The 15,566-nt window shown below is 65.2% G+C and carries 18 protein-coding genes; 7 read left to right on the top strand and 11 right to left on the bottom strand.

What is annotated here, in order from left to right; translation table 11 throughout:
* On the bottom strand, positions 1–1,153 hold a 1,153-nt coding region (locus A9W95_RS00875), incomplete at its 3' end, for a serine/threonine-protein kinase (protein WP_253851515.1).
* A gap of 166 nt (positions 1,154–1,319) precedes the next feature.
* Here A9W95_RS00875 and A9W95_RS00870 point away from each other — a divergent pair.
* Together A9W95_RS00870 and A9W95_RS00865 are read left to right on the top strand one after the other, a co-directional pair.
* The gene (locus tag A9W95_RS00870) at positions 1,320–1,832 is read left to right on the top strand and encodes a DUF6636 domain-containing protein (RefSeq protein ID WP_156745934.1); all 513 of its coding nucleotides are present in this window, start codon (positions 1,320–1,322) and stop codon (positions 1,830–1,832) included.
* A 272-nt stretch (positions 1,833–2,104) separates the two neighbouring features.
* Positions 2,105–2,653, top strand: a complete 549-nt coding sequence (locus A9W95_RS00865) for a hypothetical protein (RefSeq protein WP_067408771.1) — start codon at positions 2,105–2,107, stop codon at positions 2,651–2,653.
* On the opposite strand, the gene A9W95_RS00860 is transcribed toward A9W95_RS00865, so the two are convergent.
* Together A9W95_RS00860 and A9W95_RS00855 are read right to left on the bottom strand one after the other, a co-directional pair.
* A complete protein-coding gene (locus A9W95_RS00860; protein WP_067408770.1) occupies positions 2,654–4,174 on the bottom strand; it encodes a serine/threonine-protein kinase in 1,521 nt (506 codons plus the stop codon).
* A 101-nt stretch (positions 4,175–4,275) separates the two neighbouring features.
* Positions 4,276–4,698 carry a DUF6636 domain-containing protein gene (locus tag A9W95_RS00855; RefSeq protein WP_067408769.1) on the bottom strand — a complete coding sequence of 141 codons (423 nt, stop codon included), beginning with the start codon at positions 4,696–4,698 and terminating at the stop codon, positions 4,276–4,278.
* Between the two features lie 108 nt (positions 4,699–4,806).
* Here A9W95_RS00855 and A9W95_RS00850 point away from each other — a divergent pair, with 108 nt between their 5' ends.
* Genes A9W95_RS00850 through A9W95_RS00840 form a run of 3 tightly spaced genes read left to right on the top strand, consistent with a single transcriptional unit; the run spans position 4,807 to position 6,677 of the window.
* On the top strand, positions 4,807–5,199 hold the full coding sequence (locus A9W95_RS00850; protein ID WP_067408768.1) for a hypothetical protein: 393 nt from the start codon (positions 4,807–4,809) through the stop codon (positions 5,197–5,199).
* Positions 5,159–5,935 (top strand): Rv3717 family N-acetylmuramoyl-L-alanine amidase, encoded by a 777-nt coding sequence (locus A9W95_RS00845; protein WP_067408767.1) that lies wholly within the window; start codon positions 5,159–5,161, stop codon positions 5,933–5,935. Before A9W95_RS00850 ends, A9W95_RS00845 begins: the two co-directional genes overlap by 41 nt.
* A gap of 1 nt (position 5,936) precedes the next feature.
* A complete protein-coding gene (locus A9W95_RS00840; protein WP_067408766.1) occupies positions 5,937–6,677 on the top strand; it encodes a potassium channel family protein in 741 nt (246 codons plus the stop codon).
* On the opposite strand, the gene A9W95_RS00835 is transcribed toward A9W95_RS00840, so the two are convergent.
* Genes A9W95_RS00835 through A9W95_RS00815 form a run of 5 tightly spaced genes read right to left on the bottom strand, consistent with a single transcriptional unit; the run spans position 6,674 to position 9,722 of the window.
* Entirely contained in the window at positions 6,674–6,958 is a 285-nt protein-coding gene (locus A9W95_RS00835; protein ID WP_067408765.1) for a DUF2695 domain-containing protein, read from the bottom strand. The two genes, A9W95_RS00840 and A9W95_RS00835, sit on opposite strands and share 4 nt — an antisense overlap.
* Before the next feature lies 1 nt (position 6,959).
* Positions 6,960–7,457 (bottom strand): hypothetical protein, encoded by a 498-nt coding sequence (locus tag A9W95_RS00830; RefSeq protein ID WP_067408764.1) that lies wholly within the window; start codon positions 7,455–7,457, stop codon positions 6,960–6,962.
* Between the two features lie 42 nt (positions 7,458–7,499).
* Positions 7,500–8,057: an ester cyclase gene (locus A9W95_RS00825; protein ID WP_067408763.1), complete on the bottom strand. Its 558-nt coding sequence runs from the start codon at positions 8,055–8,057 to the stop codon at positions 7,500–7,502.
* A gap of 8 nt (positions 8,058–8,065) precedes the next feature.
* Entirely contained in the window at positions 8,066–9,349 is a 1,284-nt protein-coding gene (locus tag A9W95_RS00820; RefSeq protein ID WP_253851514.1) for a cytochrome P450, read from the bottom strand.
* A gap of 13 nt (positions 9,350–9,362) precedes the next feature.
* A complete protein-coding gene (locus A9W95_RS00815) occupies positions 9,363–9,722 on the bottom strand; it encodes an MmpS family transport accessory protein (RefSeq protein WP_067408775.1) in 360 nt (119 codons plus the stop codon).
* A gap of 91 nt (positions 9,723–9,813) precedes the next feature.
* On the opposite strand from A9W95_RS00815, the gene A9W95_RS00810 reads away from it, so the two are divergent.
* Positions 9,814–10,896, top strand: coding sequence for a dihydrodipicolinate reductase (locus A9W95_RS00810; protein WP_067408761.1), 1,083 nt, complete (start codon positions 9,814–9,816; stop codon positions 10,894–10,896).
* Between the two features lie 115 nt (positions 10,897–11,011).
* The gene (locus A9W95_RS00805; RefSeq protein ID WP_067408760.1) at positions 11,012–12,835 is read left to right on the top strand and encodes an Hsp70 family protein; all 1,824 of its coding nucleotides are present in this window, start codon (positions 11,012–11,014) and stop codon (positions 12,833–12,835) included.
* 4 nt (positions 12,836–12,839) lie between these two features.
* On the opposite strand, the gene A9W95_RS27580 is transcribed toward A9W95_RS00805, so the two are convergent.
* From A9W95_RS27580 to A9W95_RS00790, 3 genes are all read right to left on the bottom strand, one after another.
* Entirely contained in the window at positions 12,840–13,379 is a 540-nt protein-coding gene (locus tag A9W95_RS27580) for a hypothetical protein (protein ID WP_067408759.1), read from the bottom strand.
* Positions 13,380–13,459: 80 nt separating this feature from the next.
* Positions 13,460–14,518: an SAM-dependent methyltransferase gene (locus A9W95_RS00795; RefSeq protein ID WP_082982831.1), complete on the bottom strand. Its 1,059-nt coding sequence runs from the start codon at positions 14,516–14,518 to the stop codon at positions 13,460–13,462.
* Positions 14,519–14,573: 55 nt separating this feature from the next.
* Complete coding sequence (locus A9W95_RS00790) at positions 14,574–15,521, bottom strand: SDR family oxidoreductase (RefSeq protein WP_067408758.1); 948 nt, start codon at positions 15,519–15,521, stop codon at positions 14,574–14,576.
* Positions 15,522–15,566: the final 45 nt, after the last annotated feature.

The raw sequence follows: 15,566 nt of genomic DNA, 5'->3' as shown, positions 1-15,566 counted from the left end.
CTCCCAGCCGAGAACATCCGCAATACCCGCCGCCGCAGCCTGCCGGCCCGCCCACCCTCGCGCGACCGGCGGCCACGTACTCGGGTCCCGGGCAAAGCCCTGCGGCCGGACCACCCAGTCCGCGACCACCGTCGCCGCCCTGGTGGCGCCGCAAGGCCGCCATCATTTCCGCGGCAGTGCTGCTGGTCGTGGCGGTCACCGTGGCCGCCGGTCGCGCGAGGGTGGGCGGGCCGGCAGGCTGCGGCGGCGGGTATTGCGGATGTTCTCGGCTGATCGGTCCGGATGAGGGATCGACCGGGTTGGGGGCGGTCCACTGGGGCGGACCGGATGCGTGCACGGGTGGGGTGTTGAGGGCTTCTGCGGCACCTCGTGCCAACTCGAGTGCGGTTCCGTAACGATCGGCCGGATTCTTGGCCATCCCTTTGGCGATGACCATGTCCAGGCCGCCAGGCAACCCGGCAACGACATTCGACGGGCGGGGCGGAGCGCTGGTGAGGTGACTGGTGACTTGTTGGCCCAGGCTGTCCCCGGGGAAAGGATGTTGTGCGGTCAAGCACTCGTAGAGGACGCAGGCCAGTGAATAAATGTCCGAGCGAGCGTCGATCTGCTCGGTGCTGAACCGTTCTGGTGCCATGTAATGGGCGGTTCCGATTACGGAGCCGGTCGCGGTCAAGCCCGCTTCGCCTGGGGCGCGGGCGATTCCGAAGTCGATCAGGTAGGCGAAGTCGTCATCGTCGACCAGGATGTTGGATGGCTTGACGTCTCGGTGCAACAGCCCGTCGCGGTGCGCGGCATGCAGCGCCCGGGCGACCTGCTCGATGATGCGTACCGTGCGCCCTGGCGGCATTGGGCCGTTCCTCAGCACCGTCTGCAGGTCGCGGCCCTCGATCAACCGCATGTCTACGAACAGCCGTCCGTTGATCTCCCCGTAAGTATGAATCGGGATGACGTGCGGGCTGCTCAACCGCCCCGCCGCATGGGCTTCGCGACGGAACCGCTGCTGAAATACATCGTCGTGGGAAAGCTCGGCGGGCAAGATCTTGAGCGCGACGACCCGGTCGGTGACGGTGTCGTAAGCCCGCCACACCTCGCCCATGCCGCCACGACCCAGCAACCCGGTAAGCCGGTACTTTCCGAACAAAGTTCCGTCCAACGAGCCCTCCAACCGCGACCTGCTACCAACTGGCCCGACCATAACGCTGCAAGACCAGCAGTTGCACGCATTTGCGTGCGCCTACTGCCCCGCTACCCGGTCCGCAGGTATCAAACCAGTCACCAACAAACCTAGCCGTCCGCGACCGAAGTGGCGCAATGGGATTTTGGGATCGGTAGCTGCCCGGGCAGCGTTGACTGCGCTCAAGCAGCAAGCGAAGGAGCGCATCATCATCAAAGTCACCGTACTGGCGTCGTCAGTTGTGGCGAGCCTGGCATCGTGCATCGGTGTCCCGGCGGCGGCAGCGGCGGATCCGGTTGATGAGTTCCAGTCACCGTCAGGCAACATCGTTTGTCATATGTACACACCGGTCGGCGGTACCGCACCTTTCGCGTATTGCCAGATCGCCGAGCATACTTGGGTGGCGCCGGCACGGTCTTCCTACGGCTGTCCACTTGCGCCCAGCGCCAACCAGTTTCGGTTGAACACCGATGATGCCGCCGCCTTCGCGTGCATGACGCAGCACATCCCGCCGCAGCAGGAGCCCACACTGTCCTATGGCCGGTCACTTTCGATCGGCACGCTCACTTGTGCCAGCGAACCATCGGGCATGACGTGCAGCGACGCCGGCACCGGGCACTTCTTCCGAATCGCCCGCGACACGTACGAATTGGGCTGAGGCCTTCGATGCAGTGGCGTCCGTTATTCACCGGAGCTCTCATTGCTCTAGCACTGTCGACGGCGGCATGCACACACACCCGCTCCGGTACGCCGACACACTTTCCAACCGCTGATCCCCCCCAATCGGTGACGGCCGCACCCGCACCCACCACCCGCGAGCAGCTCTGCGACGTCCAATCCTGGCCTCGCCCAATACCAGACGTTGTCGGGCGGTTATTCAACCAAGTCAACGGTGATGGGGCCCTCTGGTGTTGGCAGAACGTGCGCGGGATGACCACCGACGGCCGCGACCCGAGCAGGGACAAGACGTATCGCGTGACGGCGGTGTCACCGCCGGCTGGCACGCCGCTCGGTCGGTTCGACGCGGTGAGCGTCGAACTCGCCGAGGTGGACCCGTCGGCTCCGCCGGCGTCGCGACCGTGTGACTGGGTCACGACCACCGAGGCAGCCGGCATCATGGGCGGGCCGGTCAGTGCCAAACCCGACGGCGACGAGGCCGGATCGGTCGACATCGGCTGTTACTACGACCAAACCCCAGACGTAGGAGAGGGTGTGGAGACCGACCTACGCCTGCCCGGAGCGTTCCCTGTCGACGCTGCCGCACAATTCGCCCTGGCCACCACATCCACCAACGTGACCAACGAGGAGGGCATGGGACTCAAGGCCGTCTGTGTGCACGAACCGACCACGACACCGCCGTCGACCACCTTGGTGGTGCTGCTCAGTGGTGGGCGATTATTCCGAGTCACCGAGGGTTATGCGTCCTGCGACAAGGTGAAGCGGTTTGCGCAGTTGGCGATTTCTCGCATCGATGCCTGATCAGTTGTAGGCCGTGCTTCCGGCGACGGGGCGGGAAGTGCTGATGATTTTGGCGATGCAGTGATCTCGGTCGAAGCCTTGGCTCCGACACCAAGCCAGGGCGCCCGCCGAATCTTGAAAAGTGATGCCGGCGATGCTCACCCAGAAATTCGGCGCGGTGAACGTCGACCAGTCGCCCGACCACAACAACCGGGCGCCGTATCGCTGTCTCAGTTGAAGGTGCTCTTGCAACGCCATGGCATTATCCCACACCACGCCGCCTTCGACGACGCCGGGCCGTTTGGCGCTCAGCTGCGGTACCCATCGATCGGCGAGCCGGGTAGTCACGAAAGATCGGTCGCCGCTGGCGATTTGGTGCAACTGTTGCTCGGGGTCTTGGCCGGTGGTCGTGCTGGGTACGTAAGCCGACTCAGTCGTCGTGGGCGGCTCAGTGGAATACGTCGTCGGCGCTGCAGTGAGGTAGGTGGTTGTCGGTGACGAAGCGTTCGTCCCGCCGGAGTCCCGATTGGCAAGCGCGATCACGACGGCGACGGTGCCGAGTACCAGGGTCGCGGCAATCGCGGTCACCGCCGCGACAAGCAACCGATTGGTTCTTCCCTCTGCCTGCGCGATGGGCGTTGGTCCCGTGCGCGATTGCGACACAAACGGTGGATAGCTCGCCGGGCCCACCACCGGCTGCGGAGCCGTGAACGTGGGAGAAGGATCGGACATGGCGCGCTTGGCCGCCCGGCCCAACGCGCCGGCGCTGCCGTAACGATCGTCGGGATGCTTGGCCATGCCCCGGGCAACGACAGCGTCAATTGACTGCGGCACCTGATAATTCAGCACACTTGGACGCGGAGGTGGTAACGACATATGCGCCCCGATCACCTGCTCGAGCCGGTGACTGGGAAACGGCGTGCTGCCGGTCAACGCCTCGAACAAAACGCAGGCGAGGGCATAGATGTCGACGGCCGCTGTCGCCGGTTGCTCGTTGAACCGCTCGGGGGCCATGTACGCCCAGCTTCCGATGTGATACCCGGCCACGGTGAGGTGGGTGTCACCCCTGGCCTCAGCGATGCCGAAATCCACCAGGTATGCGAAGTCGTCTGATGTGACGATGATGTTCTGCGGTTTGACGTCGCGGTGGATCAGCCCTTCGGCGTGCGCTGCATCCAACGCGGCCGCGACTTGGGCGATGATGTCGGTGGCCCGGTTTGGTTGCAACGGGCCCGATTTGAGCATGTCGTGCAGAGTTTGACCGCGCACCAACCGCATATCGATGTACAGAATGCCGTCGATCTCGCCCCAGTCGTGAATGGGGATGACATGCGGTTCTTGCAGCACCGCCGCGGCCCTCGACTCACGCAGGAATCGCGCTCGGAACGTCTCGTCCTGGGCGTACTGCTCGGCGAGGAGCTTGAGGGCGACGGTTCTGCCCTTGTCGGTGTCGTAGGCCTCATAGACCTCACCCATGCCACCTTCGCCGAGCAGTCGGTCGATTCGGTACTTGCCGAACGTTTGACCGACCCGCGTCTTCATGGCGCTCCCAGGCTTCCTTGGCTAGGGCTCAAGCGTCTTTGATCTGCGGATTTACCCGTCCAGCAAGCACGTGAAACATGCCGGGGTCGCGCCGTGACCGATCAGCCGAGGTTGTAGGAGTCCCGCGAAACGCGGAAATAATGCCCGGTGCTGGCGTCGGTGCATTTCACCCCCGACTGTTCGCTGGAGCAGGTGATGGTGCCTGCCGAGACGGTCTGGCCGTAGTTCAGCGTCGCTTCGCCCGGCACTTTCAGCGTGTCCCCGTGGCACTCGATGACGGCGGACTTGCCTTTCGTTAGGCGGAACCGACTGCCCCACGCGATGTGTTGTGCGCACTCCGGCGGCGGGGGCGGTTGATAGGTGAACTCACTGATGTCGCATGCGGCTGTGCTGCTGTCCAAGGTGCAGTAGATGTTCCCCGACGGAGACTGGAAGTCATTGCTCTGCCCATGAGCGGCCGCCGGGAAGCTCAGAGCCACGGTCGCCATTGCCGCCGCAATCGCCGCATTCTTGCGAATCTGCATCGTCGTCCTCGCCGGTAGTAGTTTGCCGAGCAACGAACAGAATCCCATGCCGCGACCCGGACCGCAGGGCTTCCCCGAATTGTCGGTGGTGGGCAGTAACTTGCGGGCATGGCAGCAAGTGGCAACTCGGGTGGCGGCTTCTCTGCGGCGATTGCGCTGTTGATCACCGTCGCGGTCGTCGTCAACTTCATCTGGTGGATCCTCGGCGCGGCCGCGCTGCTGGCCGCCGTCGTCGTCGCGCGTGCGTTGATGCGCTGGTATGCCGCGCGCTCCGCCGACTACGCCCGCTACTGGGATGGCCTTGCCGCGCGAGCCGATGAGCAGCACAGTTGGGTGCTGCGAGGCGACGACCGGGGCGTGTACGGAGTCGAAGGGGCTGAACTCATGCACTCCCTTTTCCCGCGCCGGGTCAGATCAAGCGGGGTAAGCCGGGGTAGCGGTCAGTTGTTACCATCGCGCGGTGGTAACGGGGGACCGCCGGCGGCGGGTTTCACGGCGTGAGCTTTTCCGATATGCGGCGCTCGCGCCGGCCGTGCTCAGCGTCGCAGCGGTGCTTCCGGCGCCGTACGCCACCGCAAGTGTTGCCGGTCGGAGCGTCTTCCTCGACGCCGGGCACGGCGGGGTCTACGACGACTCCATCAACCGGCAAGTGCCAAATGGTCGGGGCGGCACCAAACCGTGCAACACCTCCGGCACCGCCGCCGACGGCGGCTATCCCGAGCATGCCTTCACCTTCGACGTCGTGAATCGGATCGCGGAGGCGTTGAACCAGCTGGGCGTGCACACCCAGCTGTCGCGCGGTGACGACAACTCAGTCGGGCCGTGTATCGACCAGCGCGCCGCAGAGGCCAACACCATCCGCCCAGACGCGATCGTGAGCATCCACGCCGACGGCGGCCCTGCGTCCGGCCGCGGGTTCCACGTGAACTACTCGAGCCCCCCGCTGAACGATGTGCAAGCCACCTCCGGCGTTCAGCTCGCCAACATCATGCGCGATGCCATGGCGGGAGCCGGCTTCCCGCCGTCCAATTACGTGGGCGCCAACGGCCTGTACGGGCGTGCCGATCTGGCCGGCCTCAACCTGGCCGAATGCCCCGCGGTGTTGGTGGAACTGGGCAACATGAAGAACGCCGAGGACGCCGCGCAGATGCAAAGCGGTGACGGCCGAGCCCGATACGCCGCCGCCGTCACCCAAGGGATAGTCAACTTCCTCAACGCCAGGGCGCCGGCGGGCTAAGGTGAGCAAACCCACGCGAGAACAGCTTTGGCAGCAGCGCACTGAGTGGCCACTGGCTTTGGTGGCTGTCGCCTTCATCGCCATCTACTCCGTCCAGGTGCTGCGCCGCCCGACCGGTACCGAGGCGCACGTCCTGTGGCTCGCCAGTTGGGGTGCGTGGAGCTTGTTCGTAGGTGACTATTTCGCCCGGTTGCTGCTGGCATCGAATCGCCGAAAGTGGTTCCTGCAGCATCTGTTCGACCTACTGATAGTCGCGCTCCCGCTGATGCGGCCGCTCCGGATGCTGCGTCTGGTGGTCTTCTTCGGCGTCTTGCAGAAGGCCATCGGTGACGCGGTGCGCGGCCGGATCTTGCTCTACACGATCTCCGGGGTGATGCTGCTGATCTACGTTGCCTCGCTGGCCATTCTGGACACTGAACGCGGCCAGCGCGGTGCCACCATCACCTCATTCGGGGAGGCCGTGTGGTGGTCGATCACCACCGTCACCACCATCGGCTACGGCCACCTGTATCCGATCACCGTCAGCGGACGGGTGATCGCCGTGCTGCTGATGATTGGGGGCATCAGCCTGGTCGGTGTGGTCACCGCGTCGCTGGCGTCGTGGATTGTCGAAGAGGTGTCCGAAACCGACCAGGAGTCTCGCGCGGCCACGGCGGCCGAAATTGACGAGCTGCGGCAAGAGATTCGGGCGCTGACCGAAGCGGTGCGCAAACGGGACGCAGAGATCAGCCGAAACGGTTAATCGAACACCACCTCAGGGTCGACGTTCAACACAATCTCGCAGTCGCAGAACCCTCCGAACTCGCGCAATTCGGCTGCCAGTTCTATCCAGTCAAGATCATGGGATTGAGCCCATCGTTGGGCATGCCGGGCGGTATGGTCACACGGCTCGTCGGCGAATCTTCCCTCGATGTAGTCGAGCATCTCGTCGAGTTGCGCGTAGTCGATTCTGGTCAGCCGCGGCGCCGATGCCGCCTTATATGCGTCGCGAAGGGCTCGGCGGCGCTCGCGGTCGGTGGCCATGTCAGCGACGCGCCGACCCGGTCAGCAGCTGGCCGGTTGCGCTTTGCAGCAGACAGATGACGGTGCTGGGAGTGGGGTCCGCGCCGGTCCTGTCCTGGTGTGAGTCGATCAGCCAGGTCACCGAGTACGCGCTCCCGTCGACCGATCGCCCGGTGTACGGCGCAAACCCGTCAGCGCATTGCCGGTTGGCCACGGATGCGATGGCCGAGTCGACGGCCACCGGAGCGCGCAGATAGACCTCCGCCAAATGTGGTGCGGCGCAACCGATTGTAGTGACGGTGATGCGGCTCAGGTCGGCCGGCGGCAGGTCGGTCACGCAGTCACCCTCCTGAAGGTCGATCCATTTGCGGGTGGCGGTGTTCGGGGCAGGGGGCACGGTGGCGGTCGCCGCTGCGGCCGGTGCCAACGATGTTGAGGAGCTGCCGGCATGAACCGCGCTGGTGGCGCAGCCTGCGGCCAATGCCGTTGCGAACAGGCCGGACAACTTCAAGACCCGCATACACAGAAGTGTAGGTAGCCGCGGCCCGACCCGGAAGGACGCTCAGTCCAAATTCGCTGGCACGGTGTCGGTCAAAGTGGGATCGGGCTGCACGGAGGACATCGAGAGCAGGCCGCGTACACATCGCGCCGCGAGCAGCCAGGTCGACGGCTTCTTCAAGTCGAGGCCACCCAAGAGTTGCTTGATCATCGTCAATGTGTCGAAGTAAATACGTTCGCAGACAAGGGTTTCGACGTCGTCGAATACGAAAAAAGCGGTCATGCGCACCCGGAAGCGGCTGCCGGTGGGAGGCACTTTGCCGAGGTAGCCAAGATGGGTGCCCATCAGCCAGAACTCGACGATCACCGCATCGGCGCTGTGGCGCAACGCGATGATCTCGTGGTGTTGGTCGGGAAAGGCGGTCCGCGTGTGGTGGTAATAGTCGCGGACCGCTTGATCGCCGTCATGGACGGTCAGCTGCGGAATCAACTCGTAGTGCGGGTGCGGGAAGGTCGACAAGACGTCGTCCCAGTTCTGGCGAACCTCGTCGCGGAAGTGGTCGAGCACCAGCCGCTGTCGGGCGGCCAGCACGTCCGGGCTGGGAAAGGCGGCGTTGGCCATGGTGAGTGCTAACTACTCCAGGCCACCGGCAAGCTCTTGATGCCGTGTATGAACTGCGACAGCAACCGGGCGGGCTCGTCGATGGCGACGATGCCGGGGATTACCTGGCGTAATTCGTCGAACACGACCTTGATCTCCCGACGCGCCAGATTGGCGCCGAGGCAGAAGTGCGCACCACCCCCACCGAAGCCGACATGCGGATTGGGATGGCGCGCCACGTCGAACCGCCATGGCTCGGCAAATTTCGACTCGTCACGGTTTGCCGAGCAATACCACAGCGAAACCTTGTCACCCCGTGACATTTTCGTGCCGCTGAGCTCGATGTCGCGGGTCAAGGTCCGTCTCATGTAGACCACCGGCGAAGCCCATCGGACTATCTCCTCGACTGCGGTATGTGACAAGCCGTCGAAGTCCGACCACCACTTGTCTCGTTCCTCGGGATAGCGCGACAGCGCCAGCAACCCATGGCTGATCGCATTGCGCGTCGTCTCGTTACCGGCGACCACCAACAAGATGAAGAACATGGCGATCTCCGAGGACGACAGCCGTTCGCCGTCGACCTCGGCCTCCACCAGGCTCGTCGTCAGGTCGTCATGGTGATTGACTCGCCGGTCGTCGGCCAGCGCGGTGGCGTAGGCGCCGATCTCCATCGAGACCTTGATGAGCTCTGCGAAGTCGGTTGCCAGGTCCGGGTCACCGAAACCGAGAATGACGTTGGTCCAATGAAATACGCGGTCGTGATCCTCTTCGGGCACGCCCATCATGTCGCAGATCACCTGCAGGGGAAGGGGTCCGGCCAGAGCACTGACCAGATCGGCGGTCCCGTCGGGATGGTTGGTGAGCATCGCCTGCACCAGCCGGTGGGCGCGTGCGCGCACCGAGGCTTCGATGCGTGCGGTCACCTTCGGGGTGAATGCTCTGCTGACGATCGAACGCAGCCGCTGATGGCGTGGGTCGTCCATCACGATCATCGAGCCGAAATACTCGGCCAATTCCGGCGTCTGATCGCTGATCACGATATTGGGGCTGGAACTGAAGATCTCCGGATGACGGCTGGCGAAGACGATGTCGTCGAGTTTGGTCAGCGCCCAATGCCCGTTGCCCGCGGTGAAGCCCGGAACTTCGACGGCCGGCCAGAATCTGATCGGCGCTTCGCGGCGCAACGTGGCGAACGCGCCGTCCCGGTAGGGGTCATCTTGGCCCCAGAATTCCAGAGCGCCGAGGCGGATGTCGTCCAACGGAATGTGAGGTGGCGGTTCCCCGTTGACGCGAGGCGCGGTCTTGAGGTCCACAGCGATCCGGGCCTCAGTGGGTGCAGACGGTCCGTGCCGGTGTTCCCGTCGCAGTCGCGTCCTTGACCAGATTGCCGTTGAGGTAGATCTTGCAGGTGACGGTGCCAGGACTTTGCGCGCTCAACACGAACACCTGACCGCCGAAGCCGGTGAACTGCGTCGACCACGGCAGATTTGCGTTGACCGCGCGCTGCTGGCCGGCATCGGTTTGGTAAACGATGTTCTCGGCGACAGGGGAACTCCCACTGATCTCATACCGAACTTTCGGCATGTCATCAGCACTCGCCACGCCAACCGGCGCCAAGCCGACACACAGAGCAAACGGGATCGCAAGTTTCGGGAGTGCCGCCAATCGACTGGTCATGTGGTTCATGTTGTCACCGCGAAAGACGGCGCGAAAGGGGTTACCCACGTTCGGCAGGGCTTAGGGTGAACGCGGTACTCGGGCGAGGCGGAGGTGGCTGATGGTGCACAGCACGAAACGGGTGGTCGTCTGGGGCACCGGCTTCGTGGGCAAGATGGTGATCGCCGAGATCGTCAGACATCCGCTGTTCGAATTGGTCGGTGTCGGGGTCAGTAATCCCACGAAGGTCGGCCGCGACGTCGGCGACATCTGCGGGCTGCCCGAGCCAGTCGGTATTTCCGCCACCGACGACGTCGACGCCCTGATCGCGCTCAAACCCGACGCGCTGGTGCACTACGGCCCGACCGCGATGCATGCCAAGGACAACATCATGCTGATCACCCGTTTCTTGCGGGCCGGCATCGACGTGTGCTCGACCGCGATGACGCCGTGGGTGTGGCCCACGATGCACCTCAACCCGCCCAATTGGATAGCGCCCATCACCGAAGCCTGCGAGTTGGGGGAGTCGTCATGCTTCACCACCGGCATCGACCCCGGCTTCGCCAACGACCTGTTCCCGATGACCCTGATGGGCCTATGCTCCGAAGTCCGCCGGGTGCGGGCCTCGGAGTTGCTGGACTACACCAATTACGAGGGTGACTACGAAAACGAGATGGGCATCGGCCGCGAGCCCGAATACAGCCCGCTGCTGGAGAACAGCGACATGCTGATCTTCGCGTGGGGGGCAACGGTGCCGATGATCGCCCACGCCGCAGGCATCATGCTCGACGAGATCACCACCACCTGGGACAAGTGGGTGACTCCGACCGAGCGCAACACCGTCAAGGGCGTCATCAAGCCCGGGCACGTCGCCGCCGTCCGGTTCACCATCAACGGCGTCTACCAGGGCGAAACCCGCATCCAACTCGAGCACGTCAACCGCATCGGTCTCGACGCCGCACCGGACTGGCCGTCGGGAAACGACAACGACGTGTACCGAGTCGACATCGAGGGCACGCCGAGCGTTTTCCAGGAAACGGCGTTCCGGTTCACCGATGGATCGGGCCGCGACGCGGCCACCGCTGGTTGCTTGGCCACCGGGATGCGCGCGCTCAACGCGGTACCCGCGGTCAACGATTTGTCCCCGGGCTGGGTCACGGCGTTGGATCTGCCGCTGATTCCCGGCGCGGGCACCATCCGCTGACACCGCCGGTCGTTGTACAGCTCACGCATAGGAAACTCAGAGTTCGGCACTAGGTAGGGCATAGAGAATCCGTGCAGCGGCGCGGGACATGCCGCTGACACGGGGATTGGACCACATGGCACAGGGAGCGCGGCCCGCACTGGGCCTCTCGATCGGCGCCACGAATCTGGCGGCCGTCACCGCTGACCATGCCATCAGCCGCAAACCCGTACTGACGCTGTACCGGCAGCGCCCGCCGGAAGTCGGCGTGCCTTCGGAAAACCCTCGCCTGGACGAGCCGGGCCTGGTGCTCACCGATTTCGTCGACCGGGTAGGAGACCCGGTGGGCATCGTGGCCGCGGACGGCTCCGTGCACCGCAGCGAGGCCCTGGTCGCCGACGCCTTGCGAGCGCTCGCCTACTGCGCCACCGGCGGTCACCCGCTGCCCGACTACGTGGCCGTGACTCATCCCGCGCACTGGCGCTCGGCCGCGGTGGACGCGCTGGCCACCGCGCTGAGCCGCGTGTCGGAATGGACCCACCGGTCAGAGCCGCTGACACTGATTCCGGATTCCGCGGCCGCGTTGTTCGCGGTGCGGGCGAACCCGGGTATACCGGCCCGCGGCATCGTCGCGGTGTGCGATTTCGGCGGCAGCGGCAGCAGCATCACCTTGGTCGACGCCGCCGCGGAGTATCAACCGGTGGCCCGGCCCGTTCGGCATCACGACTTCTCCGGCGACTCGATCGACCAGGCGCTGCTGACCTACGTCATGTCGCAAGTCCCGAACACCGGGTCGTTCGACCCCGCCGGCACCTCGGCGATCGGCTCGCTGGCCCGGCTGCGCCAAGACTGCCGCATCGCCAAGGAGCGACTCTCGTCCAGCACAGTCACCACGCTGCTCGAGGACACCCCAGGTCGGCGCCTCGAAATCCGGCTGACCCGCAACGAACTCGAAGACACCATCCGCGACTCGTTGCAAAGTTTCCTTGCTGTGTTGGAACAGACGTTGTCGCGTAATGGAATTCACGGCTCCAGCCTGGCGGCGATCGTGTCGGTCGGTGGTGGTGCGACCATTCCGCTAGTCACGACCACGTTGTCAGGGCGATTCGGGGTGCCAGTCGTGACCACGCCACGTCCGCAACTGACCTGCGCGATCGGTGGCGCATTGCGAGCCGCGCGCGGTCCGGCCGATACCAGTTCGACGGTCCTGACGCCCGCAGCACCTGCCGCCGGGGCTCCGGCTACCGCGACGGCTTTGGCACCTCTGTCCCCCGAGCCGGCAGTTGAGGCGCCGCTGTCCGCCGTAGAGCCCGCGCTGGCCTGGTCGGAGGCCGACGACGAATCCCGTCGTTTGCCGGCCGGGACGGGACTGACGTCCGCGCGCCCTCAGTTGACGTTCGATGAGCCACCCCCCGAGCAGCCCAAGCCGCCGCCCGTCCTGCCGTGGTACCGGCTGCCGGCGGTGATCATCATCAGCACGGTCGTGGCCGTGGTGCTGGTGGGTGCCGCGGTGGCGATCGGACTGAGTTCGAGCGACCAGCCGGCAAAGTCGCCGAAGGTGAGCACCGTGCCGAATAGCTCGGTGGCGCCGTCCTCGGCGCCGTCTGAAGGCGCAACTCCGCAGCCGGCACAACCAAGCCAGGCCCCGGAAACCGGTCAGCCGGCGCCGCCAGCGCCGACCACCGAGCCGCCGCCTGCGCCAACAACCGAAGCGCCGCCGCCACCACCGCCGACAAGCGAAGCGCCACCGCCGACCACGGCGCCGCCGGCCCCGCCCTCCAACACGCCGCCACCAGCACCTCAGCCGCCGCCGGTTCCGCAGGCGCCGAACCCGCCGCCGGTCCCACAGGTACCGCAGATTCCGCCAATACCGGGAATCGGCAACATCCCCGGGATCCCGCAGGTTCCCGGGGCAGGCCGAATATCGCTACCGAGGATCGGCCCCTTCGGGCCGCGCTGAGGAGTTAGTTGGCGTTAGCCCGGTCGGGGTCTTCCTTAGTGGCCTTGATGATTTCCTCGTTGAACTTCTTGTCGGACTCGAGCTGCTCGTCGGAGAACTTGTACTTGTTCTCGGCCTCGTCGTCGCTGTCCGCCTCGTCCTTGTCTCCGGTTTCGTCGGCTTTCTCGCTCTTGTCTTTGGTGTCCTCGTCGGCGCTGCCCTTGCCCTCGCCCTTGTCGGCGTTCGCCTTGGCCGCCGGGGTGTCGTCGTCGTTCATGTACTTCGGATTACCGTCGTCGTCGACCCAGTCGTTGACCGCGGTACCGGTGATGGTCTTGGCGGAGCCGGGCAACACCAGAGTCGGACGGTCCTCGTAAGCCGTCATCATCTCCGCGGCCTGCTCTTTGTGCTCTTCGTTGGGCTCAGGCACTCCCGAATCGTCCGAATCCTCGCTCGTACTGGTGGGGCTGCCGCCATCGTCTTTGCCGTGGCCGGTCTCGCTCTCGCTGCCTTCGTCGCGACCGTTTTCGCTCTGGTTCGCAGCCTCGTCGTCTCGCGCACTCATGGCTTTCGCCCCCTAATGGAATTGCCTTTGCTGACCGACCTTGAGAAGAGGGTTACCCACTGGCCGCTTGCGGCGAAACGCTATCCCCGGGGCCGTTTGATCAGCACCAGCGAGGCAAGCGGTATCTGCATGGGTTCAGGCGCGCTGGCCAGGCGGTGCGCCACTGCGGCTTCGAGCTGCTCAACGAACTCTGCGGCACGCGGATCGGCCGGGCCGCCGTCCAGCGCGGCGGCCAACGTCGGGAAAAGCGCGGCACGCGCAAAACCCGCCCACTGCGCACCGAACGCCTCGGCGTCCCCGTCCGCTTGATAGCGCGCCCAGAACCGGTCGGGGGCAACAAACATGTCGAGATGTTCGATGCCCAGTCCCTCGAACCACCCGCTGGGTGCAAACGGCGCGCGCAGGTCGGCTTCGCTGCGGGCGACGATCGGAAGCGCCATCCGCCGCCATTCGTCTTCGCCCAGCAAGCCCCCGCGCACCTGGTCTCGCAGCGACGCGACCAACGCCTCGTTCATTGCCTGATAGCCGAACTGACCGTCGTCGTCGACGGCCATGGTCAACACCACCAATCGTCCGTTGGGCGCCAGTTCCCGTCCCCGGAAAGCCACGAAGTCGGTCCAGTCCCTCGCGGCCTGGCGGGCATAGGCCTCACGAGCGCCCTCGACTTCGCTGTAAGCGACCTGTACATGGTCGACGAGTTCCGGCGCTCCTTCGGGAACCCGGCTCAGCCACTGGACGGCCCACGAACTCCAGCCGAGATTCACTGTGCTGGTCGGCAAGATCTGACCGTAAAAAGACCGGCCGATGGCCGAGGCGAAGATGGCTGCGTCCTTCTGCAGGTAGCTGTCGGGGTCTTCGTCCAACGTTCGGAACAAGGCGGTGAAGTCGTTCTCCGGGACATCGGTGTGCGCGACGAGGATGGCGTGGTCATGCCGCGTGCGCCCGCGCAGTACGTCGATCGCGGCGGCCAGCGGGCGCAGTGAGTTGTGCCCTGTGGCGGCGCCGAAGTCGGCGATGACGACCGGTTGCGGCGGTTTGGGCAGCGACACCTGCTCGGCGGCTCGTTCGAACAACGCAACCGCCGGGAGCAAACCGGCGGCCTGCAGCCGCGACGACTGCGTGTACGTCGCGCTTTCCATCGGCTCGGGCCGCACGACGATGCTCGACTCGGGCACGTGCACCTCCGGGTTCAGCTCAGTTAGGGAAGTCTACCCCGGTGAGTTGCTCGGAGATCTCCCAAAGTCGTTGACTGTCAGCCTCATTGAGCGCACGAGCGGGGACCTTGGCTTCGGTCACGCCGCCACCGGCGGCCTCATAGAAGCCCCGCGGGCCGTAGAACGCGCCACCTTCGGCCTGAGGAGTGACGGCCGCATACAACGCGGGCAGAATGCCCTCGTCGATTTCCTGCCACAGGAACGGAGCGTAGCGCCAGGACGTGGTGTACAGCCGCTGCATCAACGCCGGCTTCTCCCGGCCGTGCGACGGCCCGCTGATCTGCAGGTTGGTCTTTGTCAAGCCCGGATGGGCGGCGTTGGACAGGATGCCCCAGCCGGCCGAGCGGCTGCGGCGGTCCAGCTCGCGGGCGAACATCAGCACCGCCAGCTTGGACTGGCCATAGGCGGTCATGGGCGCGTAGGACTTCTCGAATTGCAGGTCGTCGAAGTTGATGCGGCCGCGTCGGGCGGCCAGGCTGCTCAGCGAGACGACCCGCGGCTTCGGCGCGGCGCGCAACAACGGCAGCAGCTGGCCAGTCAACGCGAAGTGTCCGAGATGATTGCTGCCGAACTGCAATTCGAATCCGTCGGAGGTCGTGTCGCGTTTTGGTGGGGTCATGACGCCGGCGTTGTTGATCAAGATGTCGATGGGGCGGCCCTCGGCATTGAGTTGTTCGCCCAACGCCGCGACGGAGGCCAGCGACGACAAGTCCAGTGGCTTGATGGTCAGCTTTGCATCAGGCACCGAGGCCCGGATCTTTTCGATCGCCTCCTCGCCCTTGGCGCGGTTGCGGATCGCCATCACCACATCCGCGCCGGCCGCCGACAGCCGCCGGGCCAGGCCGAAGCCCAAGCCACTATTGGCGCCGGTGACAATCGCCAATTTGCCGGACAGGTTGGGGACGGTGGCGATGAGGTTGTTGGCCATGCGTATCACTCCTCGTCTAAGTGGCGCACAGGTGCGGCCCCGTTC

The sequence above is a fragment of the Mycobacterium sp. 1423905.2 genome (assembly GCF_001673155.1).
Taxonomy (GTDB): Bacteria; Actinomycetota; Actinomycetes; order Mycobacteriales; family Mycobacteriaceae; genus Mycobacterium.
This window is presented reverse-complemented; position numbering and strand designations above follow the sequence as displayed.

Coding starts and splice junctions, on each gene's coding strand:
- A9W95_RS00830 (WP_067408764.1), bottom strand. CDS start 7,457: ATGCGGGTCTTGAAGTTGTCCGGCCTGTTCGCAACGGCATTGGCCGCA.
- A9W95_RS00855 (WP_067408769.1), bottom strand. CDS start 4,698: ATGCAGATTCGCAAGAATGCGGCGATTGCGGCGGCAATGGCGACCGTG.
- A9W95_RS27580 (WP_067408759.1), bottom strand. CDS start 13,379: ATGAGTGCGCGAGACGACGAGGCTGCGAACCAGAGCGAAAACGGTCGC.
- A9W95_RS00815 (WP_067408775.1), bottom strand. CDS start 9,722: ATGAACCACATGACCAGTCGATTGGCGGCACTCCCGAAACTTGCGATC.
- A9W95_RS00835 (WP_067408765.1), bottom strand. CDS start 6,958: ATGGCCACCGACCGCGAGCGCCGCCGAGCCCTTCGCGACGCATATAAG.
- A9W95_RS00865 (WP_067408771.1), top strand. CDS start 2,105: ATGACCACCGACGGCCGCGACCCGAGCAGGGACAAGACGTATCGCGTG.
- A9W95_RS00850 (WP_067408768.1), top strand. CDS start 4,807: ATGGCAGCAAGTGGCAACTCGGGTGGCGGCTTCTCTGCGGCGATTGCG.
- A9W95_RS00825 (WP_067408763.1), bottom strand. CDS start 8,057: ATGGCCAACGCCGCCTTTCCCAGCCCGGACGTGCTGGCCGCCCGACAG.
- A9W95_RS00810 (WP_067408761.1), top strand. CDS start 9,814: ATGGTGCACAGCACGAAACGGGTGGTCGTCTGGGGCACCGGCTTCGTG.
- A9W95_RS00860 (WP_067408770.1), bottom strand. CDS start 4,174: ATGAAGACGCGGGTCGGTCAAACGTTCGGCAAGTACCGAATCGACCGA.
- A9W95_RS00795 (WP_082982831.1), bottom strand. CDS start 14,518: ATGGAAAGCGCGACGTACACGCAGTCGTCGCGGCTGCAGGCCGCCGGT.
- A9W95_RS00790 (WP_067408758.1), bottom strand. CDS start 15,521: ATGGCCAACAACCTCATCGCCACCGTCCCCAACCTGTCCGGCAAATTG.
- A9W95_RS00805 (WP_067408760.1), top strand. CDS start 11,012: ATGGCACAGGGAGCGCGGCCCGCACTGGGCCTCTCGATCGGCGCCACG.